Source organism: Streptomyces sp. NBC_01428 (assembly GCF_036231965.1).
In the GTDB taxonomy this organism is placed as follows: domain Bacteria; phylum Actinomycetota; class Actinomycetes; order Streptomycetales; family Streptomycetaceae; genus Streptomyces.
In genome coordinates this window covers 4,026,611-4,044,945 of sequence record NZ_CP109499.1, presented here as the reverse complement: position 1 = coordinate 4,044,945, position 18,335 = coordinate 4,026,611, and the positions used below count along the sequence as shown (strand labels likewise).

At 68.6% G+C, this 18,335-nt stretch carries 16 protein-coding genes and 1 tRNA gene; 14 read left to right on the top strand and 3 right to left on the bottom strand.

From position 1 onward, the window contains the following. The first annotated feature begins 127 nt into the window (after positions 1 to 127). From OG406_RS17445 to OG406_RS17435, 3 genes are all read left to right on the top strand, one after another. Positions 128 to 697: a TetR/AcrR family transcriptional regulator gene (locus OG406_RS17445; protein ID WP_329186548.1), complete on the top strand. Its 570-nt coding sequence runs from the start codon at positions 128 to 130 to the stop codon at positions 695 to 697. A gap of 94 nt (positions 698 to 791) precedes the next feature. Next, positions 792 to 2,414: an MFS transporter gene (locus OG406_RS17440; RefSeq protein ID WP_329186546.1), complete on the top strand. Its 1,623-nt coding sequence runs from the start codon at positions 792 to 794 to the stop codon at positions 2,412 to 2,414. 155 nt (positions 2,415 to 2,569) lie between these two features. Then, positions 2,570 to 3,625, top strand: coding sequence for a UDP-N-acetylmuramate dehydrogenase (locus OG406_RS17435; RefSeq protein WP_267048297.1), 1,056 nt, complete (start codon positions 2,570 to 2,572; stop codon positions 3,623 to 3,625). Positions 3,626 to 3,726: 101 nt separating this feature from the next. On the opposite strand, the gene OG406_RS17430 is transcribed toward OG406_RS17435, so the two are convergent. Next, positions 3,727 to 4,359 carry an NAD(P)-dependent oxidoreductase gene (locus OG406_RS17430; protein WP_266615773.1) on the bottom strand — a complete coding sequence of 211 codons (633 nt, stop codon included), beginning with the start codon at positions 4,357 to 4,359 and terminating at the stop codon, positions 3,727 to 3,729. Between the two features lie 136 nt (positions 4,360 to 4,495). Here OG406_RS17430 and OG406_RS17425 point away from each other — a divergent pair, with 136 nt between their 5' ends. After that, entirely contained in the window at positions 4,496 to 5,128 is a 633-nt protein-coding gene (locus OG406_RS17425) for a TetR/AcrR family transcriptional regulator (protein WP_267048298.1), read from the top strand. Positions 5,129 to 5,138: 10 nt separating this feature from the next. Here the strand turns inward: OG406_RS17425 and OG406_RS17420 are convergent, their stop codons facing one another. Both OG406_RS17420 and OG406_RS17415 read right to left on the bottom strand, forming a co-directional pair. Then, the gene (locus OG406_RS17420) at positions 5,139 to 6,158 is read right to left on the bottom strand and encodes an adenosine deaminase (RefSeq protein WP_081218861.1); all 1,020 of its coding nucleotides are present in this window, start codon (positions 6,156 to 6,158) and stop codon (positions 5,139 to 5,141) included. A gap of 172 nt (positions 6,159 to 6,330) precedes the next feature. Next, positions 6,331 to 7,557: a pyridoxal phosphate-dependent aminotransferase gene (locus tag OG406_RS17415; RefSeq protein WP_081218862.1), complete on the bottom strand. Its 1,227-nt coding sequence runs from the start codon at positions 7,555 to 7,557 to the stop codon at positions 6,331 to 6,333. Between the two features lie 247 nt (positions 7,558 to 7,804). On the opposite strand from OG406_RS17415, the gene OG406_RS17410 reads away from it, so the two are divergent. The 10 genes from OG406_RS17410 (at position 7,805) to rpoB (ending at position 18,271) form a co-directional block, all read left to right on the top strand. Continuing rightward, positions 7,805 to 7,877 (top strand) — tRNA-Trp (locus OG406_RS17410). Positions 7,878 to 7,985: 108 nt separating this feature from the next. Beyond that, positions 7,986 to 8,264, top strand: a complete 279-nt coding sequence (gene secE, locus OG406_RS17405) for a preprotein translocase subunit SecE (protein ID WP_081218863.1) — start codon at positions 7,986 to 7,988, stop codon at positions 8,262 to 8,264. 77 nt (positions 8,265 to 8,341) lie between these two features. After that, positions 8,342 to 9,220, top strand: a complete 879-nt coding sequence (gene nusG, locus OG406_RS17400; RefSeq protein ID WP_164373169.1) for a transcription termination/antitermination protein NusG — start codon at positions 8,342 to 8,344, stop codon at positions 9,218 to 9,220. Between the two features lie 193 nt (positions 9,221 to 9,413). After that, positions 9,414 to 9,848: a 50S ribosomal protein L11 gene (gene rplK, locus OG406_RS17395; protein ID WP_164373168.1), complete on the top strand. Its 435-nt coding sequence runs from the start codon at positions 9,414 to 9,416 to the stop codon at positions 9,846 to 9,848. 94 nt (positions 9,849 to 9,942) lie between these two features. Further along, positions 9,943 to 10,668, top strand: a complete 726-nt coding sequence (gene rplA, locus OG406_RS17390; RefSeq protein WP_081218866.1) for a 50S ribosomal protein L1 — start codon at positions 9,943 to 9,945, stop codon at positions 10,666 to 10,668. Positions 10,669 to 10,857: 189 nt separating this feature from the next. Beyond that, entirely contained in the window at positions 10,858 to 11,772 is a 915-nt protein-coding gene (locus tag OG406_RS17385; RefSeq protein ID WP_329186541.1) for a hypothetical protein, read from the top strand. Between the two features lie 185 nt (positions 11,773 to 11,957). After that, complete coding sequence (locus OG406_RS17380) at positions 11,958 to 12,803, top strand: DUF1396 domain-containing protein (protein WP_266849448.1); 846 nt, start codon at positions 11,958 to 11,960, stop codon at positions 12,801 to 12,803. Positions 12,804 to 13,124: 321 nt separating this feature from the next. After that, positions 13,125 to 13,655, top strand: coding sequence for a 50S ribosomal protein L10 (gene rplJ, locus OG406_RS17375; RefSeq protein WP_164373166.1), 531 nt, complete (start codon positions 13,125 to 13,127; stop codon positions 13,653 to 13,655). Positions 13,656 to 13,765: 110 nt separating this feature from the next. After that, on the top strand, positions 13,766 to 14,146 hold the full coding sequence (gene rplL, locus OG406_RS17370) for a 50S ribosomal protein L7/L12 (RefSeq protein WP_164373165.1): 381 nt from the start codon (positions 13,766 to 13,768) through the stop codon (positions 14,144 to 14,146). 639 nt (positions 14,147 to 14,785) lie between these two features. Further along, positions 14,786 to 18,271 (top strand): DNA-directed RNA polymerase subunit beta, encoded by a 3,486-nt coding sequence (gene rpoB, locus OG406_RS17365; protein ID WP_164373164.1) that lies wholly within the window; start codon positions 14,786 to 14,788, stop codon positions 18,269 to 18,271. The last annotated feature ends 64 nt before the right edge of the window (positions 18,272 to 18,335 follow it).

The window sequence follows — 18,335 nt, the reverse complement described above, 5'->3', positions numbered from 1 at the left end:
GATCGAGGCCCGCTTCGAGGCCCGGGTAAGGGGCGTCCGCCCATTGCGGACGCCCCTTACCTGTCTCCGGCACCCGCCGGTTCCCCGTCTCTTGACGTAGTTAGTGATTGAGTACTAACTTAGCCGCATGGTCAGGATGAGCGCAGGAGAGAGGCGCGAGAGCGTCGTCCGCGCGGCGATGAGCGAGTTCGCCCGGGGCGGCTACTACGGCACGTCCACCGAGGCGATCGCCAAGCGTGTGGGTGTCTCGCAGCCGTATCTCTTCCGGCTCTTCCCGGGCAAGAAGGCGATCTTCCTGGCGGCCGCCGAGCGGTGCATGGACCTCGCGCGGCAGACGATGGAGGAGGCCTCCGAAGGTCTGGAGGGCGAGGAAGCCCTGCACTCCATGGCGAACGCCTATGTGAAGGTCATCGCGGAGCACCCGGAGCGGCTGCTCATGCAGATGCAGATGTACGTCGCGGTGGCGGCGGCCGAGGAGGCCGGCGACCACGAGCTCGGCGAAGCGGTGCGGGCCGGCTGGATGCGGCTGTGGGACACGGTGCACGTGCCGCTCGGCGCGCAGGTCGACGACACGGCGACGTTCATGGCGTACGGCATGCTCATCAACTGCCTGGTGTCGATGGGGTTCCCGCCCGAGCACCGGGTCTGGGAAGGGCTGTATCCGTCGGCGCGGGTCACGGGCCGGCTGGAGAAGTAGGGCCGGGGGAGGGCGGAGTTCCGCGCTTTTTTCTGCCCGCAGAAGTTAGTCATCAATAACTAACCAATGATCCACATCATCCTCTGGGGGAGCGATGACACAGCGGACGGCACGGACGGACCGGAACGGACCGGCGGAGCAGGACCGATCGGCGGAGCAGGACCGGCCGGCGGAACAGGGCGGGCCGGGCGGTCCGGCCGGGACATCGACGGAGAAGGCGTCCGGGGCGCCGGACAAGCGGCGCGGCGGCGCCGGCTGGGCCCTCGTCATCACCAGCGTGGCCGGATTCATGGCGGCCCTCGACAACCTCGTGGTCACCACCGCCCTGCCCTCGATCCGCAAGGACCTCGGGGGAGCGCTGGACGACCTGGAATGGACCGTGAGCGCCTACACGCTCACCTTCGCCGTCCTGCTGATGTTCGGCGCGGCCCTCGGTGACCGGTTCGGCCGCCGGCGGCTCTTCCTCGTCGGCCTCAGCATCTTCACCGGCGCCTCCGCCGCCGCGGCCATGGCTCCCGGCATCGACTCCCTGATCGCCGCCCGGGCCGTCCAGGGCGTCGGCGCCGCGATCATGATGCCGCTGACCCTCACCCTGCTGACCGCGGCGGTTCCCGCCGCACGGCGCGGGATGGCGTACGGGATATGGGGCGCGGTGAACGGACTCGCGGTCGCCTCCGGACCCCTCATCGGCGGCAGCCTCACCGAACACGTGTCCTGGCACTGGATCTTCTGGCTGAACGTCCCGCTGGGGCTCGCCGTCCTCCCGCTCGCCCGGCTGCGGCTGTCGGAGTCGTTCGGCAACGGCAACCCGCTGGACTTCCCCGGCACCCTGCTCGCCAGCGGCGGCCTCTTCGGGATCGTCTACGGCCTGGTCCGCGGGCCCGCCGAGGGATGGACCAGCCCGTTCGTGCTGACCGCCCTGTTCGCGGGTGCCGCGCTGCTCGCCGGGTTCGTCCTGCACGGCAGCCGCGCCAGGAACGCGATGCTCCCGATGCGGCTCTTCCGCTCCCGCGCCTTCGCCGGGATCAACGCGGCCAGCCTGCTGATGTTCCTCGGGATGTTCGGCTCGATCTTCCTGCTCAGCCAGTACATGCAGGGTGTGCTCGGCTACTCGCCGACCGAGGCGGGCCTGCGGATGCTCCCCTGGACCGGGATGCCGATGCTGGTCGCACCCATCGCCGGCTACCTCTCCGACCGCGTCGGCGGCCGTCCCGTCGTGGCGACCGGGCTCTTCCTCCAGGCCGCCGGGCTCGCCTACTACGCCTCCGTGGTCGCCGCCGACGCCTCGTACGCGGCGCAGCTGCCCGCGCTGATCATCAGCGGCATCGGGATGTCCCTCTACTTCGCCCCCGCGTCCAACCTGGTCATGTCCAGCGTCCGGCCGCAGGAGCAGGGCATCGCCTCCGGAGCCAACAACGCGCTGCGCGAGGTGGGCGGTGCGCTCGGTATCGCGGTCATGTCCTCGATCTTCTCGGCGCAGGGCGGCTACGCGACGCCAGAGAGCTTCATCGACGGACTGCGGCCGGCACTGGTCGTCGGCGCCGTGGTGGTGGGTCTCGCGGGTCTCGCCGCGCTGGCCATCCCGAGCGCCGGACGCCCGGAACGCGCCGAGACGAGTGGGACACCGGCGCCCGCTCCCGAAGCGGACCGGGCCGAGACGGTTCGGACCGGTGCCGCCCGGGCGGAGACCGGCGCCCTGGAGACCGCCGCCCGCTGACACCCGGAACGTCTCCCCGGCACGACGGAACGGCCCCGCCCGACGGCGGGGCCGTTCGCCGTGGCGTGCGGTGCCGGGGCGCCGCGGCTCCGGCACGGCCGTCCGGCGCGCACCGGTGGCCGGGGGCTCCCGACCCTTCTCGTAGTCTTGGCCCCGTGCTGGAACTCCACGATGCCCCGCTCGCCCCGCTGACCACCTTCCGGCTCGGCGGCCCGGCCGCCCGGCTGATCACCGCCACGACCGACGCCGAGGTGGTCGCCGCCGTGCGCGAGGCCGACGCCGCCGGTACGCCGCTGCTGCTGATCGGCGGTGGATCGAACCTGGTCATCGGCGACAAGGGCTTCGCGGGCACGGCTCTGCGCATCGCCACGGAGGGTTTCTCGCTCGACGGCACGACGCTGGAGCTGGCCGCCGGCGAGGTGTGGACCGACGCGGTCGCCCGCACCGTCGAGGCCGGGCTCGCCGGGATCGAGTGCCTCGCCGGCATCCCCGGCTCCGCGGGCGCGACCCCGATCCAGAACGTGGGCGCGTACGGCCAGGAAGTGTCGTCGACGATCAGTGAAGTGATCGCCTACGACCGGAAGACGGGCGAGACGGTCACGCTGACCAACGCCGAGTGCGCCTTCTCGTACCGGCACAGCCGCTTCAAGGCCGACCCCGACCGCCATGTCGTGCTGCGCGTCCGCTTCGAACTGGAGGACGCGAACGGCCTCTCGGCGCCGGTCAAGTACGCCGAGACCGCCCGCACGCTCGGTGTCGAGCCCGGGGACCGCGTCCCCCTCGCCGACGCCCGCGAGACCGTCCTGAAACTGCGCGCCGGCAAGGGCATGGTGCTCGACCCCGAGGACCACGACACCTGGTCCGCCGGGTCGTTCTTCACGAACCCGATCCTCACCGACGAGGCGTTCGCCGCGTTCCACGCGCGCGTGCGGGAGCGCCTCGGCGCCGACGCCGTGCCGCCCGCGTATCCCGCCGGCGAGGGTCACACCAAGACCTCGGCGGCCTGGCTGATCGACAAGTCGGGCTTCACCAAGGGCTACGGAACCGGCCCCGCCCGCATCTCGACCAAGCACACGCTGGCCCTCACCAACCGGGGCGAGGCCAGCACCGAGGACCTCCTCGCGCTCGCCCGCGAAGTCGTCGCCGGAGTCCACGACGCCTTCGGCATCACCCTGGTCAACGAGCCGGTCACGGTCGGCGTCAGCCTCTGACACCAAGGCTCTCCGACACCGAGGCGCTCTGACACCGAGGTTCGCTGCCGCCGACGGTCTCCGACGGCGACGGTCTCCTGACGGCGGTCCCACGGGGGTGCCTAGTAGGCGATGCCCACGCCCTGCTTCACCGTCGCCGGGTCGTCGGTCATCGCCAGCATCGCGTGGGCCACGTCGGCGCGTCCGATGAAGCGGCCCCGGGCCGGGAATCCGCCGACGGCCGTGCGGTAGGAGCCGGTCACCGGCTTGTCCTGGAGGCGGGGCGGGCGGACGGTGGTCCAGTCCGTGGCGCTCGCGGCCAGTGCGGCCTCCATCTCCCTCAGGTCGGCGTACACGTCCTTCAGGAGCGACGAGATCATCCCCCGCATGGCGCGGTCGACGAACCCGTCCTCCGCTGCCGCCGGGCCGACCGGGCTCGCGCTGACCACCAGCAGCCGCCGGGTCTGCTCCGCCTCCATGGCGCCCAGCACCGTACGGGTCAGCCGTGAGGCGACCCCGGCGTCCTTGCGGCGGCGCGCGCCGAGACCCGACAGCACCGCGTCCCGGCCCGCGACGGCGGGCCGCAGCGCCTCGGGGTCGGTGAGGTCGGTGCGGAACACCTCCAGACCGGCGCCGGTGACCGTGAGGCGTGCGGGATCCCGCACGACGGCTGTGACCTGGTGGCCCGAGCCCAGGGCCTGACGGACGATCTCCTGGCCGATGCCTCCGGTGGCACCGAGAACGGTGAGTTTCATGACCTGCTCCCAGCGGGTGGACGGGATGGACGAGTGAGGTGGGTGAGTGTTCACTCACCTCTGCTCCTTCTAGAGTGAGTAAGTACTCACCCACCCGTCAACCCCGCGAGGACACGCCGTGGAATCCTTGGGCCCCATGCAGCAGACATCCGCCGCCGAGCCCGAGCGGTCGAAGCCGGCCAGGATCCGCATCCTCGACGCGGCGCACGAGCTCATGCTCACCCTCGGACTCTCCCGTGCCACCACCAAGGAGATCGCGAAGGCGGCCGGCTGTTCCGAAGCGGCCCTCTACAAGTACTTCGCGAGCAAGGAAGAGCTGTTCATCCGCGTCCTGCAGGAGCGCCTGCCCCGGCTCGGCCCGCTGCTGGAGCGGCTGACCGCCGAACCGGAGCAGCACTCCCTGGAGGAGAACCTCACCGCGATCGCCCGCCAGGCGGCCCTCTTCTACGAGCAGAGCTTCCCGATCGCCGCCTCCCTGTACGCGGAGACCCAGCTCAAGCGCCGTCACGACGAGGCGATGCGGGCCATGGGAGCCGGGCCCCACATGCCGATCCGGGGTGTCGCCGCGTATCTGCGCGCGGAGCAGGACGCCGGGCGGGTCCAGCCCGGCGCCGACACCTACGCCGCCGCCTCGCTCCTCCTCGGCGCCTGCGCGCAGCGCGCTTTCGCCTACGACGCGACCCAGGACGGCACGGCCCCACCGCTCGACACCTTCGCGCCGGGGCTCGCCCGCACCCTGCTCACCGGGATCGCGCCGGTCGGCCGGTGACCCGGCCGATCTAGGAGGTCAGCCAGTCGTCGACGCCGGACAGCAGCTTCGCGCGCATGTCCTCCGGTGCCGCCGAGGCGCGGATCGACTGCCGGGCCAGCTCGGCCAGCTCCGCGTCCGTGAAGGCGTGGTGGCGCCGCGCGATCTCGTACTGGGCGGCGAGCCGTGATCCGAAGAGCAGCGGGTCGTCGGCGCCGAGGGCCATCGGGACCCCCGCTTCGAACAGAGTCCTCAGGGGTACGTCGGCCGCCTTCTCGTAGACGCCCAGTGCGACGTTCGACGCGGGGCAGACCTCACAGGTCACTCCGCGGTCGGCCAGACGCTTCAGCAGACGGGGGTCCTCGGCGGCCCGCACCCCGTGGCCGATCCGGGAGGCGTGCAGGTCGTCCAGGCAGTCGCGGACGGAGGCGGGCCCGGTCAGCTCCCCGCCGTGCGGCGCGGCGAGCAGCCCGCCCTCCCGCGCGATCGCGAAGGCGCGGTCGAAGTCCCGCGCCATGCCCCGCCGTTCGTCGTTGGAGAGCCCGAAGCCGACGATCCCGCGGTCCGCGTACCGCACGGCGAGCCGGGCCAGCGTCCGGGCGTCCAGCGGGTGCTTCATCCGGTTCGCGGCCACCAGGACGCGCATCCCGAGCCCGGTGTCCCGCACGGCCGAGTCGACCGCGTCGAGGATGACCTCCAGGGCCGGGATCAGACCGCCGAGCCGGGGGGCGTACGACGTCGGGTCGACCTGGATCTCCAGCCACCCGGAGCCGTCCTTGATGTCCTCCTCGGCGGCCTCGCGGACCAGCCGCTGGATGTCCTCGGGCTCTCTCAGGCAGGACCGGGCGGCGTCGTACAGGCGCTGGAAGCGGAACCAGCCGCGCTCGTCGGTCGCCCGCAGCTTCGGCGGTTCCCCGCTGGTCAGCGCGTCCGGCAGTCGTACGCCGTACTTGTCGGCCAGTTCCAGCAGGGTCGTGGACCGCATCGACCCGGTGAAGTGCAGGTGCAGATGGGCCTTCGGCAGTTCACTTACATCACGTACGCGCTCCATCCCAGGATCTTGCCGCACGCGGATGGCGTGCCGGTAGCGCTTTCCCTGATCGGGGGCTTGCCCGAACGAAGAAACGGGGGCCGGCCACCGGGTGGGTGGTCGGCCCCCGCACGTGCGCGTGGAGCGTGGTGTCCGCCGGTGCTCCCAGGGGCACCGGCGGACGAGGGAGGTGTCAGGCCGTCGCCTCGGCGAGCAGCTTCTGGATCCGGCTGACGCCCTCGACGAGGTCCTCGTCACCCAGGGCGTACGACAGCCGCAGGTAGCCCGGCGTACCGAAGGCCTCGCCCGGGACGACCGCGACCTCGGCCTCCTCCAGGATCAGCGCGGCCAGCTCGACCGTGTCCGCGGGGCGCTTGCCGCGGATCTCCTTGCCGAGCAGTGCCTTCACCGACGGGTACGCGTAGAACGCGCCCTCGGGCTCGGGGCAGAGCACGCCGTCGATCTCGTTCAGCATGCGGACGATGGTCTTGCGGCGGCGGTCGAAGGCCTCGCGCATCTTCGCGACGGCCGTGAGGTCGCCCGAGACGGCGGCGAGCGCGGCGACCTGGGCCACGTTCGAGACGTTGGACGTGGCGTGCGACTGCAGGTTGGTCGCGGCCTTGATGACGTCCTTCGGGCCGATGACCCAGCCCACACGCCAGCCGGTCATCGCGTACGTCTTGGCGACGCCGTTCACGACGATGCACTTGTCGCGCAGCTCGGGCACCACGACGGGCAGGGAGTGGAACTCCGCGTCGCCGTAGACCAGGTGCTCGTAGATCTCGTCGGTCAGGACCCACAGGCCCTTCTCGGCGGCCCAGCGGCCGATCTCCTCGATCTGCTCGCGGGTGTAGACCGCGCCCGTCGGGTTGGACGGCGAGACGAAGAGCAGCACCTTGGTGTTCTCGGTGCGGGCGGCCTCCAGCTGCTCGACCGAGACGCGGTAGCCGGTGGTCTCGTCGGCGACGACGTCCACCGGGACACCGCCGGCGAGACGGATGGACTCCGGGTAGGTCGTCCAGTACGGCGCGGGGACGATGACCTCGTCGCCCGGGTCGAGGATCGCGGCGAAGGCCTCGTAGATGGCCTGCTTGCCGCCGTTGGTGACGAGGACCTGGGCGGCCTCCACCTCGTAGCCCGAGTCGCGCAGGGTCTTCGCGGCGATGGCGGCCTTCAGCTCGGGGAGCCCGCCGGCCGGGGTGTAGCGGTGGTACTTGGGGTTCGAGCAGGCTTCGATGGCCGCCTGCACGATGTAGTCGGGGGTCGGGAAGTCCGGCTCACCGGCGCCGAAGCCGATCACCGGACGTCCGGCGGCCTTGAGGGCCTTGGCCTTGGCGTCCACGGCGAGAGTGGCGGACTCGGAGATCGAGCCGACTCGGGCGGAGACCCGGCGCTCGGTGGGAGGGGTTGCAGCGCTCATGGCACCCATCGTTTCAGACCGGAAACGCCCCCGGCACGCGGGTTTCACAGACTGAACAGCGACAGAACATCCGTCCGCTTCTCCGGGCCCCACCAGTGGATCTTCAGCGGAGGCGGCACGTGCGGACACTTTCTGTTCGACGCCCGGCTCAGGAGCACGTACACTCTCACCTCGTTGGCCTTCACCGGCCGCACCCAACCGATGCCACCGAGCACCCGGGCGGATGCGGTACGTTGGGGGAAATCAAAGGGTCGTAGCTCAATTGGTAGAGCACTGGTCTCCAAAACCAGCGGTTGGGGGTTCAAGTCCCTCCGGCCCTGCTTCACACACCTTTCGCCAGGATGTGTGCGCATGTACGTACTGCATTGCACCGCCGTGCGGCTCAACCGGGCGCGGCACGGCCACGACCCGGAATCAGGTGAGGACGAGTGACGGACGCCGTGGGCTCCATCGACATGCCTGATGCCGAGGCGCCCGAGTCCAAGAAGCCCCGCAAGGGCGGTAAGCGTGCCAAGAAGGGCCCGCTGAAGCGCCTTGCCACCTTCTACCGCCAGATCGTCGCGGAGCTCCGCAAGGTCGTCTGGCCGACTCGCAACCAGCTCACGACGTACACCACCGTGGTGATTGTCTTCGTCGTCATCATGATCGGCCTGGTGACCGTGATTGACTATGGGCTCAACCACGCCGCCAAGTACGTCTTCGGCTGAGCCGAGAGCGAAGGGCGCCGTCACCGGCGCCCCTTTCGCGCGTTCCACCCCCATGTATCCAGGAAGAAGCAGCCACCGTGTCTGACCCGAACCTGAACGACGCCTCCGAGTCGGTCGAGTCCGTTGACGACGAACTCGAGGTCGTCGAGGGAGCGGACGTCGTGGACGAGTTCGAGGCTGCCGATGCCGCCGCCGGCGAGCCCGCCGAGGACGCGGCCCTGCACGTCGAGGACGAGTCCGGTGAGGACGTCGCGGACGAGGACGTGCCCGCCGAGGCCGTCGCCGCCGACGAGTCCGAGGAAGCCGCCGAGGCCGAGGCCGAAGAAGAGGCCGAGCCCGTCGACCCCGTGACCGCCCTGCGCGAGGAGCTGCGCACGCTCCCCGGCGAGTGGTACGTCATCCACACGTACGCCGGTTACGAGAACCGCGTGAAGACCAACCTCGAGCAGCGTGCCGTCTCGCTGAACGTCGAGGACTTCATCTTCCAGGCCGAGGTGCCGCAGGAAGAAGTCGCGCAGATCAAGAACGGCGAGCGCAAGACCATCAAGCAGAACAAGCTCCCGGGCTACGTCCTGGTCCGCATGGACCTGACGAACGAGTCCTGGGGCGTCGTTCGCAACACCCCCGGCGTCACCGGCTTCGTGGGCAACGCCTACGACCCGTACCCGCTGACCCTGGACGAGATCGTCAAGATGCTCGCTCCGGAGGCCGAGGAGAAGGCGGCCCGCGAGGCTGCCGAGGCCGAGGGCAAGCCCGCGCCGCAGCGCAAGGTCGAGGTCCAGGTCCTGGACTTCGAGGTCGGCGACTCGGTCACCGTCACCGACGGCCCGTTCGCCACGCTGCAGGCCACGATCAACGAGATCAACGCCGACTCGAAGAAGGTCAAGGGCCTCGTCGAGATCTTCGGTCGCGAGACTCCGGTCGAGCTCTCCTTCGACCAGATCCAGAAGAACTAGCAGCTTCTGGACGTACGTCTTCCGAACAGGTCAGACGGGCTCTCGCAGCCTGTCTGACCTGCTCGGTTTTTAGCCGCGCATGGATACCCGTTATCGTTGTGCGGTATGCCTCCATCCGGATCATTGGTCCGACTGGGGGCAGCCGTCCGGGGCGACTCGGACGTAGGAAGGCGAAAACGAAAGAGGACCCGGAATGCCTCCCAAGAAGAAGAAGGTCACGGGGCTCATCAAGCTCCAGATCAACGCCGGTGCGGCGAACCCGGCCCCGCCGGTCGGCCCCGCGCTGGGTCAGCACGGCGTCAACATCATGGAGTTCTGCAAGGCCTACAACGCCGCGACCGAGTCGCAGCGTGGCTGGGTGATCCCGGTGGAGATCACGGTCTACGAGGACCGCTCCTTCACCTTCATCACCAAGACTCCGCCGGCCGCCAAGATGATCCTCAAGGCCGCGGGTGTCGAGAAGGGCTCCGGCGAGCCCCACAAGACCAAGGTCGCCAAGATCAGCCAGGCGCAGGTCCGTGAGATCGCCACGACCAAGATGCCCGACCTCAACGCCAACGACCTGGACGCCGCGTCGAAGATCATCGCCGGCACCGCCCGTTCCATGGGCATCACGGTCGAGGGCTGACACCCACCTTCGTAGGAAATCTGCGGCTCCGGCCGCACGTGGCAGGGCCTGCTCGGCCCACACCACGACTCCTCAGAACACATCAGGAGCAGTAGTGAGCAAGCGCAGCAAGTCTCTCCGCGCTGCGGACGCCAAGATCGACCGGGAGAAGCTCTACGCCCCGCTCGAGGCCGTCCGTCTCGCCAAGGAGACCTCCACGAGCAAGTTCGACGGCACCGTCGAGGTCGCCTTCCGCCTGGGTGTCGACCCGCGCAAGGCCGACCAGATGGTCCGTGGCACCGTGAACCTGCCGCACGGCACCGGCAAGACCGCCCGGGTCCTGGTCTTCGCGACCGGTGACCGTGCTGCGGCCGCGGAGGCCGCTGGCGCCGACATCGTCGGCTCCGACGAACTGATCGACGAGGTCGCGAAGGGCCGTCTGGACTTCGACGCCGTCGTCGCCACCCCGGACCTCATGGGCAAGGTCGGCCGCCTCGGCCGCGTGCTCGGTCCCCGTGGTCTCATGCCGAACCCCAAGACCGGCACCGTGACCCCCGACGTCGCCAAGGCTGTCACCGAGATCAAGGGTGGCAAGATCGAGTTCCGCGTCGACAAGCACTCGAACCTGCACTTCATCATCGGCAAGGTGTCCTTCGACGACACCCAGCTGGTGGAGAACTACGGCGCCGCCCTCGACGAGATCCTTCGTCTGAAGCCGTCGGCCGCCAAGGGTCGCTACATCAAGAAGGCCGCTCTCAGCTCGACGATCGGCCCCGGCGTCCCGGTCGACCCCAACCGCACCCGCAACCTCCTCGTCGAGGAGGACCCGGCCGCCGTCTGAGCCCTCCGCTCACCCCGGTGACCGCGTCGCGCACGCGAATCTGAGACGGGCCCCGCAACCTTTCGAGGTGCGGGGCCCGTCCTCATGTCCGGAGCCCTTCCGCGGCGAGCGCCCGGCGGGATTCCGGACACGTGCGTCAGTGGCCCGCGCTAGCGTGCGGTCACAGGAATCACACAGGGGTGGGGACGAATGAAGAGCACCATCGTGCGCAGGGTGAGCCTCTCGATCGCGCTGACCGCCGCGCTCGGGGGCCTGACCGCCTGCAACTCCTCGGATGTGTCCGGGAGTTCCGGCAAGGACGACAAGGCGGTCCACAAGGGCACCACCCGCCTGAGCCCCATAGCGGCGCTCCGCTCGGCGGAGCGGTCCACCGACGGCGCGGACTCCGCGAAGGTCGAGTCCACGACGTCCATGGGCACGCTGATGGACATGAAGGCCGACGGCGTCATGGGCTGGGCGGACGGCCTCACCGGCACGATGACCATCACCTACACGGGTGGCACGCTCGCCGACACCATGCGGCGGACCGGCAGCACCTCGATGCAGGCGCGGTATCTCTCCGACGCGTACTACGCGCGGATGAGCGACACGTTCGCCCGGCAGTCGGGCGGCAAGCACTGGATCCGGTACGCGTACGACGACCTCGCCCAGTTCGGCGGCAGCTCGGGCGCGTATCTGAAGGACCAGATGCAGAACACCACGCCGAACCAGTCGGTGAAGCTCCTGCTCGCCTCCGGGGACGTACGGAAGGTCGGCCCGGAGACCGTGCGCGGCCGGCGGACCACGCACTACTCCGGCACGGTCGACGTGGCCGACCTCGCGACCAGGTCGTCCCACCTCAGCGCCGGCCAGCTCGCCGATCTCAAGAAGCAGCTCACCACGGCCGGCGTCAGCACCGAGAAGGTCGACATCTGGGTGGACGGCGACGACCTGCTCGTCAAGAAGGTCGAGAAGGGCGAGCTGACGAGCGGCACCATGACGTCGACGGCGTACTACAGCGACTACGGGACGAAGGTCTCCGCCGAGAAGCCCCCGACCTCCGACACCGCCGACTTCAAGGACCTCCTGAAGGCCCAGGGAGCCGCCGGAGGCGCCACGTCCTGACCTCCGGAGGCCACGCCTCCGGTCCGCCCGCGCAGCGGTCCGGAGGCGGTCTCGCGCGGCAGCGCGCCCGCCGTCCGGGGCGCCGGAAACTCTGAGGATCTTGTCCGAGCCCTCAGGTATGTTCATGCCGCATCTGAATCTGTGAATCACTCATCTGTTTCCTGGGGGGAATCATGAGACCTGCTGTGCACACCTCGGTACGACGCGGAGCGACCGGCGCGGCCCTCGCGGCCCTGGTCCTGGGCGGGGGAGCGGTGGCCTGTTCCCAGGGCACCGACCAGTCGCCGGAGATGTCGCCCGCCGCGGCCGTGGCGAAGGCGGCGAAGAACACCGACGACATCACCTCCCTGCACTACCGGATGGCCGGCACGGTCCCGGAGGAGGGGAAGGTCACCGCCGAGGCGTCGATGAGCATGAAGCCGCTGGCCATGAGCATGAAGATGACGGCCGCGGGCTCGGGCGCCGACGGCCCGGTCGAGATGCGCCTGGTGGACGGCGCGATGTACATAGGCGGCGGCGCGCAGGCCGCCAAGGAGATGGACGGCAAGAGCTGGATCAAGTTCGACATGTCCGCGCTCGGCGCCGACAAGGGAATGAACGCTGACCAGCTCGGCGGCGGCGAGGCCGACAAGAACCCGGCGGCCGAGTCCACCTTCCTCACCGGCTCGAAGAACGTGAAGAAGGTCGGCACCGAGACCGTCGAGGGCGTGAAGACCACGCACTACAAGGGGTCGATCACCCTCGCCGGCCTCCGCAAGACGCTGAAGGGCGAGAAGAAGGCCACCCGCGAGCAGCGCGAGAAGAGCCTCGAGCAGTACGAGAAGATGGGCCTCGACGGGTTCACGATGGACGCCTGGATCGACGGCGAGAGCCGCACCAAGCAGTTCCGCATGCGGGGGACCGCCGACAAGGGTCCGCTCGACATGACCGTCACCTTCCTCGACTACAACAAGCCGGTGACCGTGAAGGCCCCGCCGGCCAAGGACACCGCCGATCTCGCCGAGATGATGAAGGGCGCCCAGGCGGGCTGATCCGCGTGGGCGGGTCCGGCCGGCGCCCGGTGTCACTGGGCCGTTCGGCCGGATTTGCTTCGCGGAGTTCGTTTCACGTACTCTCCACGAGAAGCCAAAGACCGCTGGTCGTTGCCTCGTTCTCGCAAGAGGGCGTGGTGGCCGAAGGATCCGCTGAAACTGCGGACGACCCGCGTAGGTGTTCGTGGAATATGTTCCCGGAACCCGCTGCCACGCGTGCGGATCATCCGGTAGAGCTACGCCCCGTGCGCTTGCGCCGGGGCGTTTTGTTTTGTCGGCCCCTTCTGAGCGGTCCTCATCACCCGGAAGGAGGCCACGCTTATGGCAAGGCCCGACAAGGCTGCCGCGGTAGCCGAGCTCGCGGACCAGTTCCGCAGCTCGAACGCCGCTGTGCTGACCGAGTACCGGGGTCTCACCGTGGCGCAGCTCAAGACGCTGCGTCGTTCGCTCGGTGAAGACGCCCAGTACGCCGTGGTGAAGAACACGCTGACCAAGATTGCGGCCAACGAGGCCGGGATCTCTACGCTCGACGACCTTTTCAACGGTCCGACGGCGGTCGCCTTCATCACCGGTGACCCGGTGACGTCGGCGAAGGGTCTTCGTGACTTCGCCAAGGACAACCCGAACCTCGTCATCAAGGGCGGTGTCCTTGACGGCAAGGCGCTGTCCGCCGACGAGATCAAGAAGCTTGCGGACCTCGAGTCCCGCGAGGTTCTGCTCGCCAAGCTGGCGGGTGCCTTCAAGGGCAAGCAGACGCAGACTGCTCAGCTCTTCCAGGCGCTCCCCTCGAAGTTCGTCCGCACCGCGGAGGCGCTTCGTGCCAAGCAGGCCGAGCAGGGCGGTGCCGAGTAATTCGGCTCGCGCATTGACCGCCGCCTGAGGCGACGGTCGCAGCGGGCCGAACGTACGCCCGCCTCACCAGTACATACCGGCACCTGCCGAATGAGTGGAAGGACGCCATCATGGCGAAGCTGTCCCAGGAAGAGCTGCTCGCGCAGTTCGAGAACCTCACCCTCATCGAGCTCTCCGAGTTCGTGAAGGCCTTCGAGGAGAAGTTCGACGTCACCGCCGCCGCCGCGGTCGCCGCTGCCCCGGCCGGCCCCGCCGCCGCCGCCGAGGCCGCTGAGGAGCAGGACGAGTTCGACGTCATCCTCACGGGTGCCGGCGAGAAGAAGATCCAGGTCATCAAGGTCGTGCGTGAGCTCACCTCGCTGGGTCTGAAGGAGGCCAAGGACCTCGTCGACGGCGCTCCGAAGCCGGTCCTCGAGAAGGTCGCCAAGGAGGCCGCCGAGAAGGCTGCCGAGTCCCTCAAGGGCGCCGGCGCCTCCGTCGAGGTCAAGTAACTCGACGAGCCTCTCAAGGGCTCCTGTGAAGCTGCCACAGCCGCTCTCGTAGCGCTGTAACGCTGACGCACCGAAGAGCGATCACCCAACTGGGTGGTCGCTCTTCGGCGTTGCCGGGGGTCCCGAAGCGGCTGCCTTGCACTGCAGGTCACGGCGGGTATGGTGATCTTCGTTGTGCCCCCCGCGGCCCTGTGACAGGCAGAGAGACGGGTTGCGGGACGGGCCGGACGTGACGATCGCGGCACACGCTTTGGGCCTGGGGGGCCTTGACGAACCGCACGCAGCGCGCAATTCTCAGGACGCGTCGTCACAACGATCCGTATCCGAGGCATGGATCGGCGGCGAAGAGGGCAGTATCGATGTGCATCGAGGGCATGGCTTGCGGCAGGTGTTGAGGACGACGAAAAGGGTCTCAAAAACCGGGACTGGACATCAGTGGGCCGAGTGGCTACACTGACCCTTTGCGCTGCCTGTTAGCTGCCTCCTGCCCGTCACCAGGGGCATACCCATGCTGGAGCATCGACGATCGGATCATCTCTGACCTGGCCTTATCCGGCCGGACAGAGAAAGGCCCGATGCTGTGTCCGACATGGGACCGGTACGCGCGTAGTGAGTCCGAGCCCTCGGAAGGACCCCCTCTTGGCCGCCTCGCGCACTGCCTCGACCGCGAATACGAACAACGGCGCCAGCACCGCCCCGCTGCGCATCTCCTTTGCAAAGATCAAGGAGCCCCTCGAGGTTCCGAACCTTCTTGCGCTGCAAACCGAGAGCTTCGACTGGCTGCTCGGCAACGACGCGTGGAAGGCTCGTGTCGAGGCGGCTCTGGACAGCGGACAGGACGTCCCCACCAAGTCCGGTCTGGAGGAGATCTTCGAGGAGATCTCCCCGATCGAGGACTTCAGCGGGTCGATGTCCCTGACGTTCCGCGACCATCGCTTCGAGCCCCCGAAGAACTCCATCGACGAGTGCAAGGACCGTGACTTCACGTTCGCGGCCCCGCTCTTCGTCACCGCCGAGTTCACCAACAACGAGACCGGCGAGATCAAGTCCCAGACGGTCTTCATGGGCGACTTCCCGCTCATGACCAACAAGGGCACCTTCGTCATCAACGGCACCGAGCGTGTCGTCGTGTCGCAGCTGGTCCGCTCGCCGGGTGTCTACTTCGACTCCTCCATCGACAAGACGTCCGACAAGGACATCTTCTCCGCCAAGGTCATCCCGTCCCGGGGTGCCTGGCTGGAGATGGAGATCGACAAGCGCGACATGGTCGGTGTCCGCATCGACCGCAAGCGCAAGCAGTCCGTCACCGTTCTCCTGAAGGCCCTCGGTTGGACCACCGAGCGGATCCTCGAGGAGTTCGGCGAGTACGAGTCCATGCGCGCCACCCTGGAGAAGGACCACACCCAGGGCCAGGACGACGCGCTGCTCGACATCTACCGCAAGCTGCGTCCGGGCGAACCGCCGACCCGCGAGGCCGCGCAGACGCTTCTGGAGAACCTCTACTTCAACCCGAAGCGCTACGACCTCGCCAAGGTCGGCCGGTACAAGGTCAACAAGAAGCTGGGCAGCGACGCCCCGCTCGACGCCGGGATCCTGACCGTCGAGGACATCATCTCGTCGATCAAGTACCTGGTGAAGCTGCACGCCGGTGAGACCGAGACCGTTGGTGACAACGGCACCTCGATCGTCGTCGAGACCGACGACATCGACCACTTCGGCAACCGTCGTCTGCGTAACGTCGGCGAGCTCATCCAGAACCAGGTCCGCACGGGTCTGGCTCGTATGGAGCGCGTCGTCCGCGAGCGCATGACGACTCAGGACGTCGAGGCGATCACGCCGCAGACCCTGATCAACATCCGGCCGGTCGTCGCCTCCATCAAGGAGTTCTTCGGCACCAGCCAGCTGTCGCAGTTCATGGACCAGAACAACCCGCTGTCGGGTCTCACCCACAAGCGCCGCCTTTCGGCTCTTGGCCCGGGTGGTCTCTCCCGTGAGCGGGCCGGCTTCGAGGTCCGTGACGTGCACCCGTCGCACTACGGCCGCATGTGCCCGATCGAGACCCCCGAAGGCCCGAACATCGGCCTGATCGGCTCGCTCGCCTCCTACGGCCGGGTCAACGCGTTCGGTTTCGTCGAGACCCCGTACCGCAAGGTCACCGGTGGCGTCGTCACCGACGAGGTCGACTACCTGACGGCCGACGAAGAGGACCGATTCGTCATCGCGCAGGCCAACGCGCCGCTGTCGGACGAGTTCCGCTTCGAGGAGTCCCGCGTCCTGGTCCGCCGTCGTGGCGGAGAGGTCGACTACGTCCCCGGTGACGACGTCGACTACATGGACGTCTCCCCGCGCCAGATGGTGTCGGTCGCGACCGCCATGATCCCGTTCCTGGAGCACGACGACGCCAACCGTGCCCTCATGGGCGCGAACATGATGCGTCAGGCCGTTCCGCTCATCAAGTCCGAGGCGCCGCTGGTCGGCACCGGCATGGAGTACCGCTGCGCGGTCGACGCCGGTGACGTCCTGAAGTCGGAGAAGGACGGTGTGGTCCAGGAGGTCTCCGCGGACTACATCACCACCGCCAACGACGACGGCACGTACACCACGTACCGCCTGCACAAGTTCTCCCGGTCGAACCAGGGCACCTCCGTCAACCAGAAGGTTGTCGTGGACGAGGGCGCCCGCGTGATCGAAGGCCAGGTCCTGGCCGACGGTCCCGCGACCGAGGACGGCGAGATGGCGCTCGGCAAGAACCTGCTCGTGGCGTTCATGCCGTGGGAGGGTCACAACTACGAGGACGCGATCATCCTGTCGCAGCGCCTCGTACAGGACGACGTCCTCTCCTCGATCCACATCGAGGAGCACGAGGTCGACGCCCGTGACACCAAGCTCGGCCCCGAGGAGATCACCCGGGACATCCCGAACGTCTCCGAAGAGGTCCTCGCCGACCTCGACGAGCGCGGCATCATCCGTATCGGTGCCGAGGTCGTCGCCGGCGACATTCTCGTCGGCAAGGTCACGCCCAAGGGTGAGACCGAGCTGACGCCGGAGGAGCGCCTGCTGCGCGCGATCTTCGGTGAGAAGGCCCGTGAGGTCCGCGACACCTCCCTGAAGGTCCCGCACGGCGAGATCGGCAAGGTCATCGGTGTCCGCGTCTTCGACCGTGAAGAGGGCGACGAGCTGCCGCCGGGCGTGAACCAGCTGGTTCGTGTCTACGTGGCGCAGAAGCGCAAGATCACGGACGGTGACAAGCTCGCCGGCCGTCACGGCAACAAGGGTGTCATCTCGAAGATCCTGCCGATCGAGGACATGCCGTTCCTGGAGGACGGCACCCCGGTCGACATCATCCTCAACCCGCTGGGTGTCCCGTCCCGAATGAACCCGGGACAGGTCCTGGAGATCCACCTCGGCTGGCTCGCCAGCCGCGGCTGGGACGTCTCCGGTCTCGGAGAGGACTGGGCGCAGCGACTGCAGGCGATCGGAGCCGACAAGGTTCCGCCGCGCACGAACGTCGCCACCCCCGTCTTCGACGGTGCGCGTGAGGACGAGCTCGCCGGTCTCTTCGAGCACACCCTGCCCAACCGCGACGGTGACCGTCTGGTCCTCCCGTCCGGCAAGGCGCGGCTGTTCGACGGTCGCTCGGGTGAGCCGTTCCCGGACCCGATCTCGATCGGCTACATGTACATCCTCAAGCTCCACCACCTGGTCGACGACAAGCTGCACGCCCGGTCGACCGGTCCGTACTCGATGATCACCCAGCAGCCGCTGGGTGGTAAGGCTCAGTTCGGTGGTCAGCGCTTCGGTGAGATGGAGGTGTGGGCGCTGGAGGCGTACGGCGCCGCTTACGCCCTCCAGGAGCTCCTGACGATCAAGTCCGACGACGTCACCGGCCGCGTGAAGGTCTACGAGGCCATCGTCAAGGGCGAGAACATCCCTGAGCCCGGCATCCCCGAGTCCTTCAAGGTGCTCATCAAGGAGATGCAGTCCCTCTGCCTCAACGTGGAGGTGCTGTCCAGCGACGGCATGTCCATCGAAATGCGTGACACCGACGAGGACGTCTTCCGCGCGGCGGAGGAGCTCGGCATCGACCTGTCCCGGCGCGAGCCGAGCAGCGTCGAAGAGGTCTGACGGGAGTCCGGCCGGGCCTTGACCGCCTGTGGAAAAGGTGATCAAGGCCCGCCGGCCCCAGGAC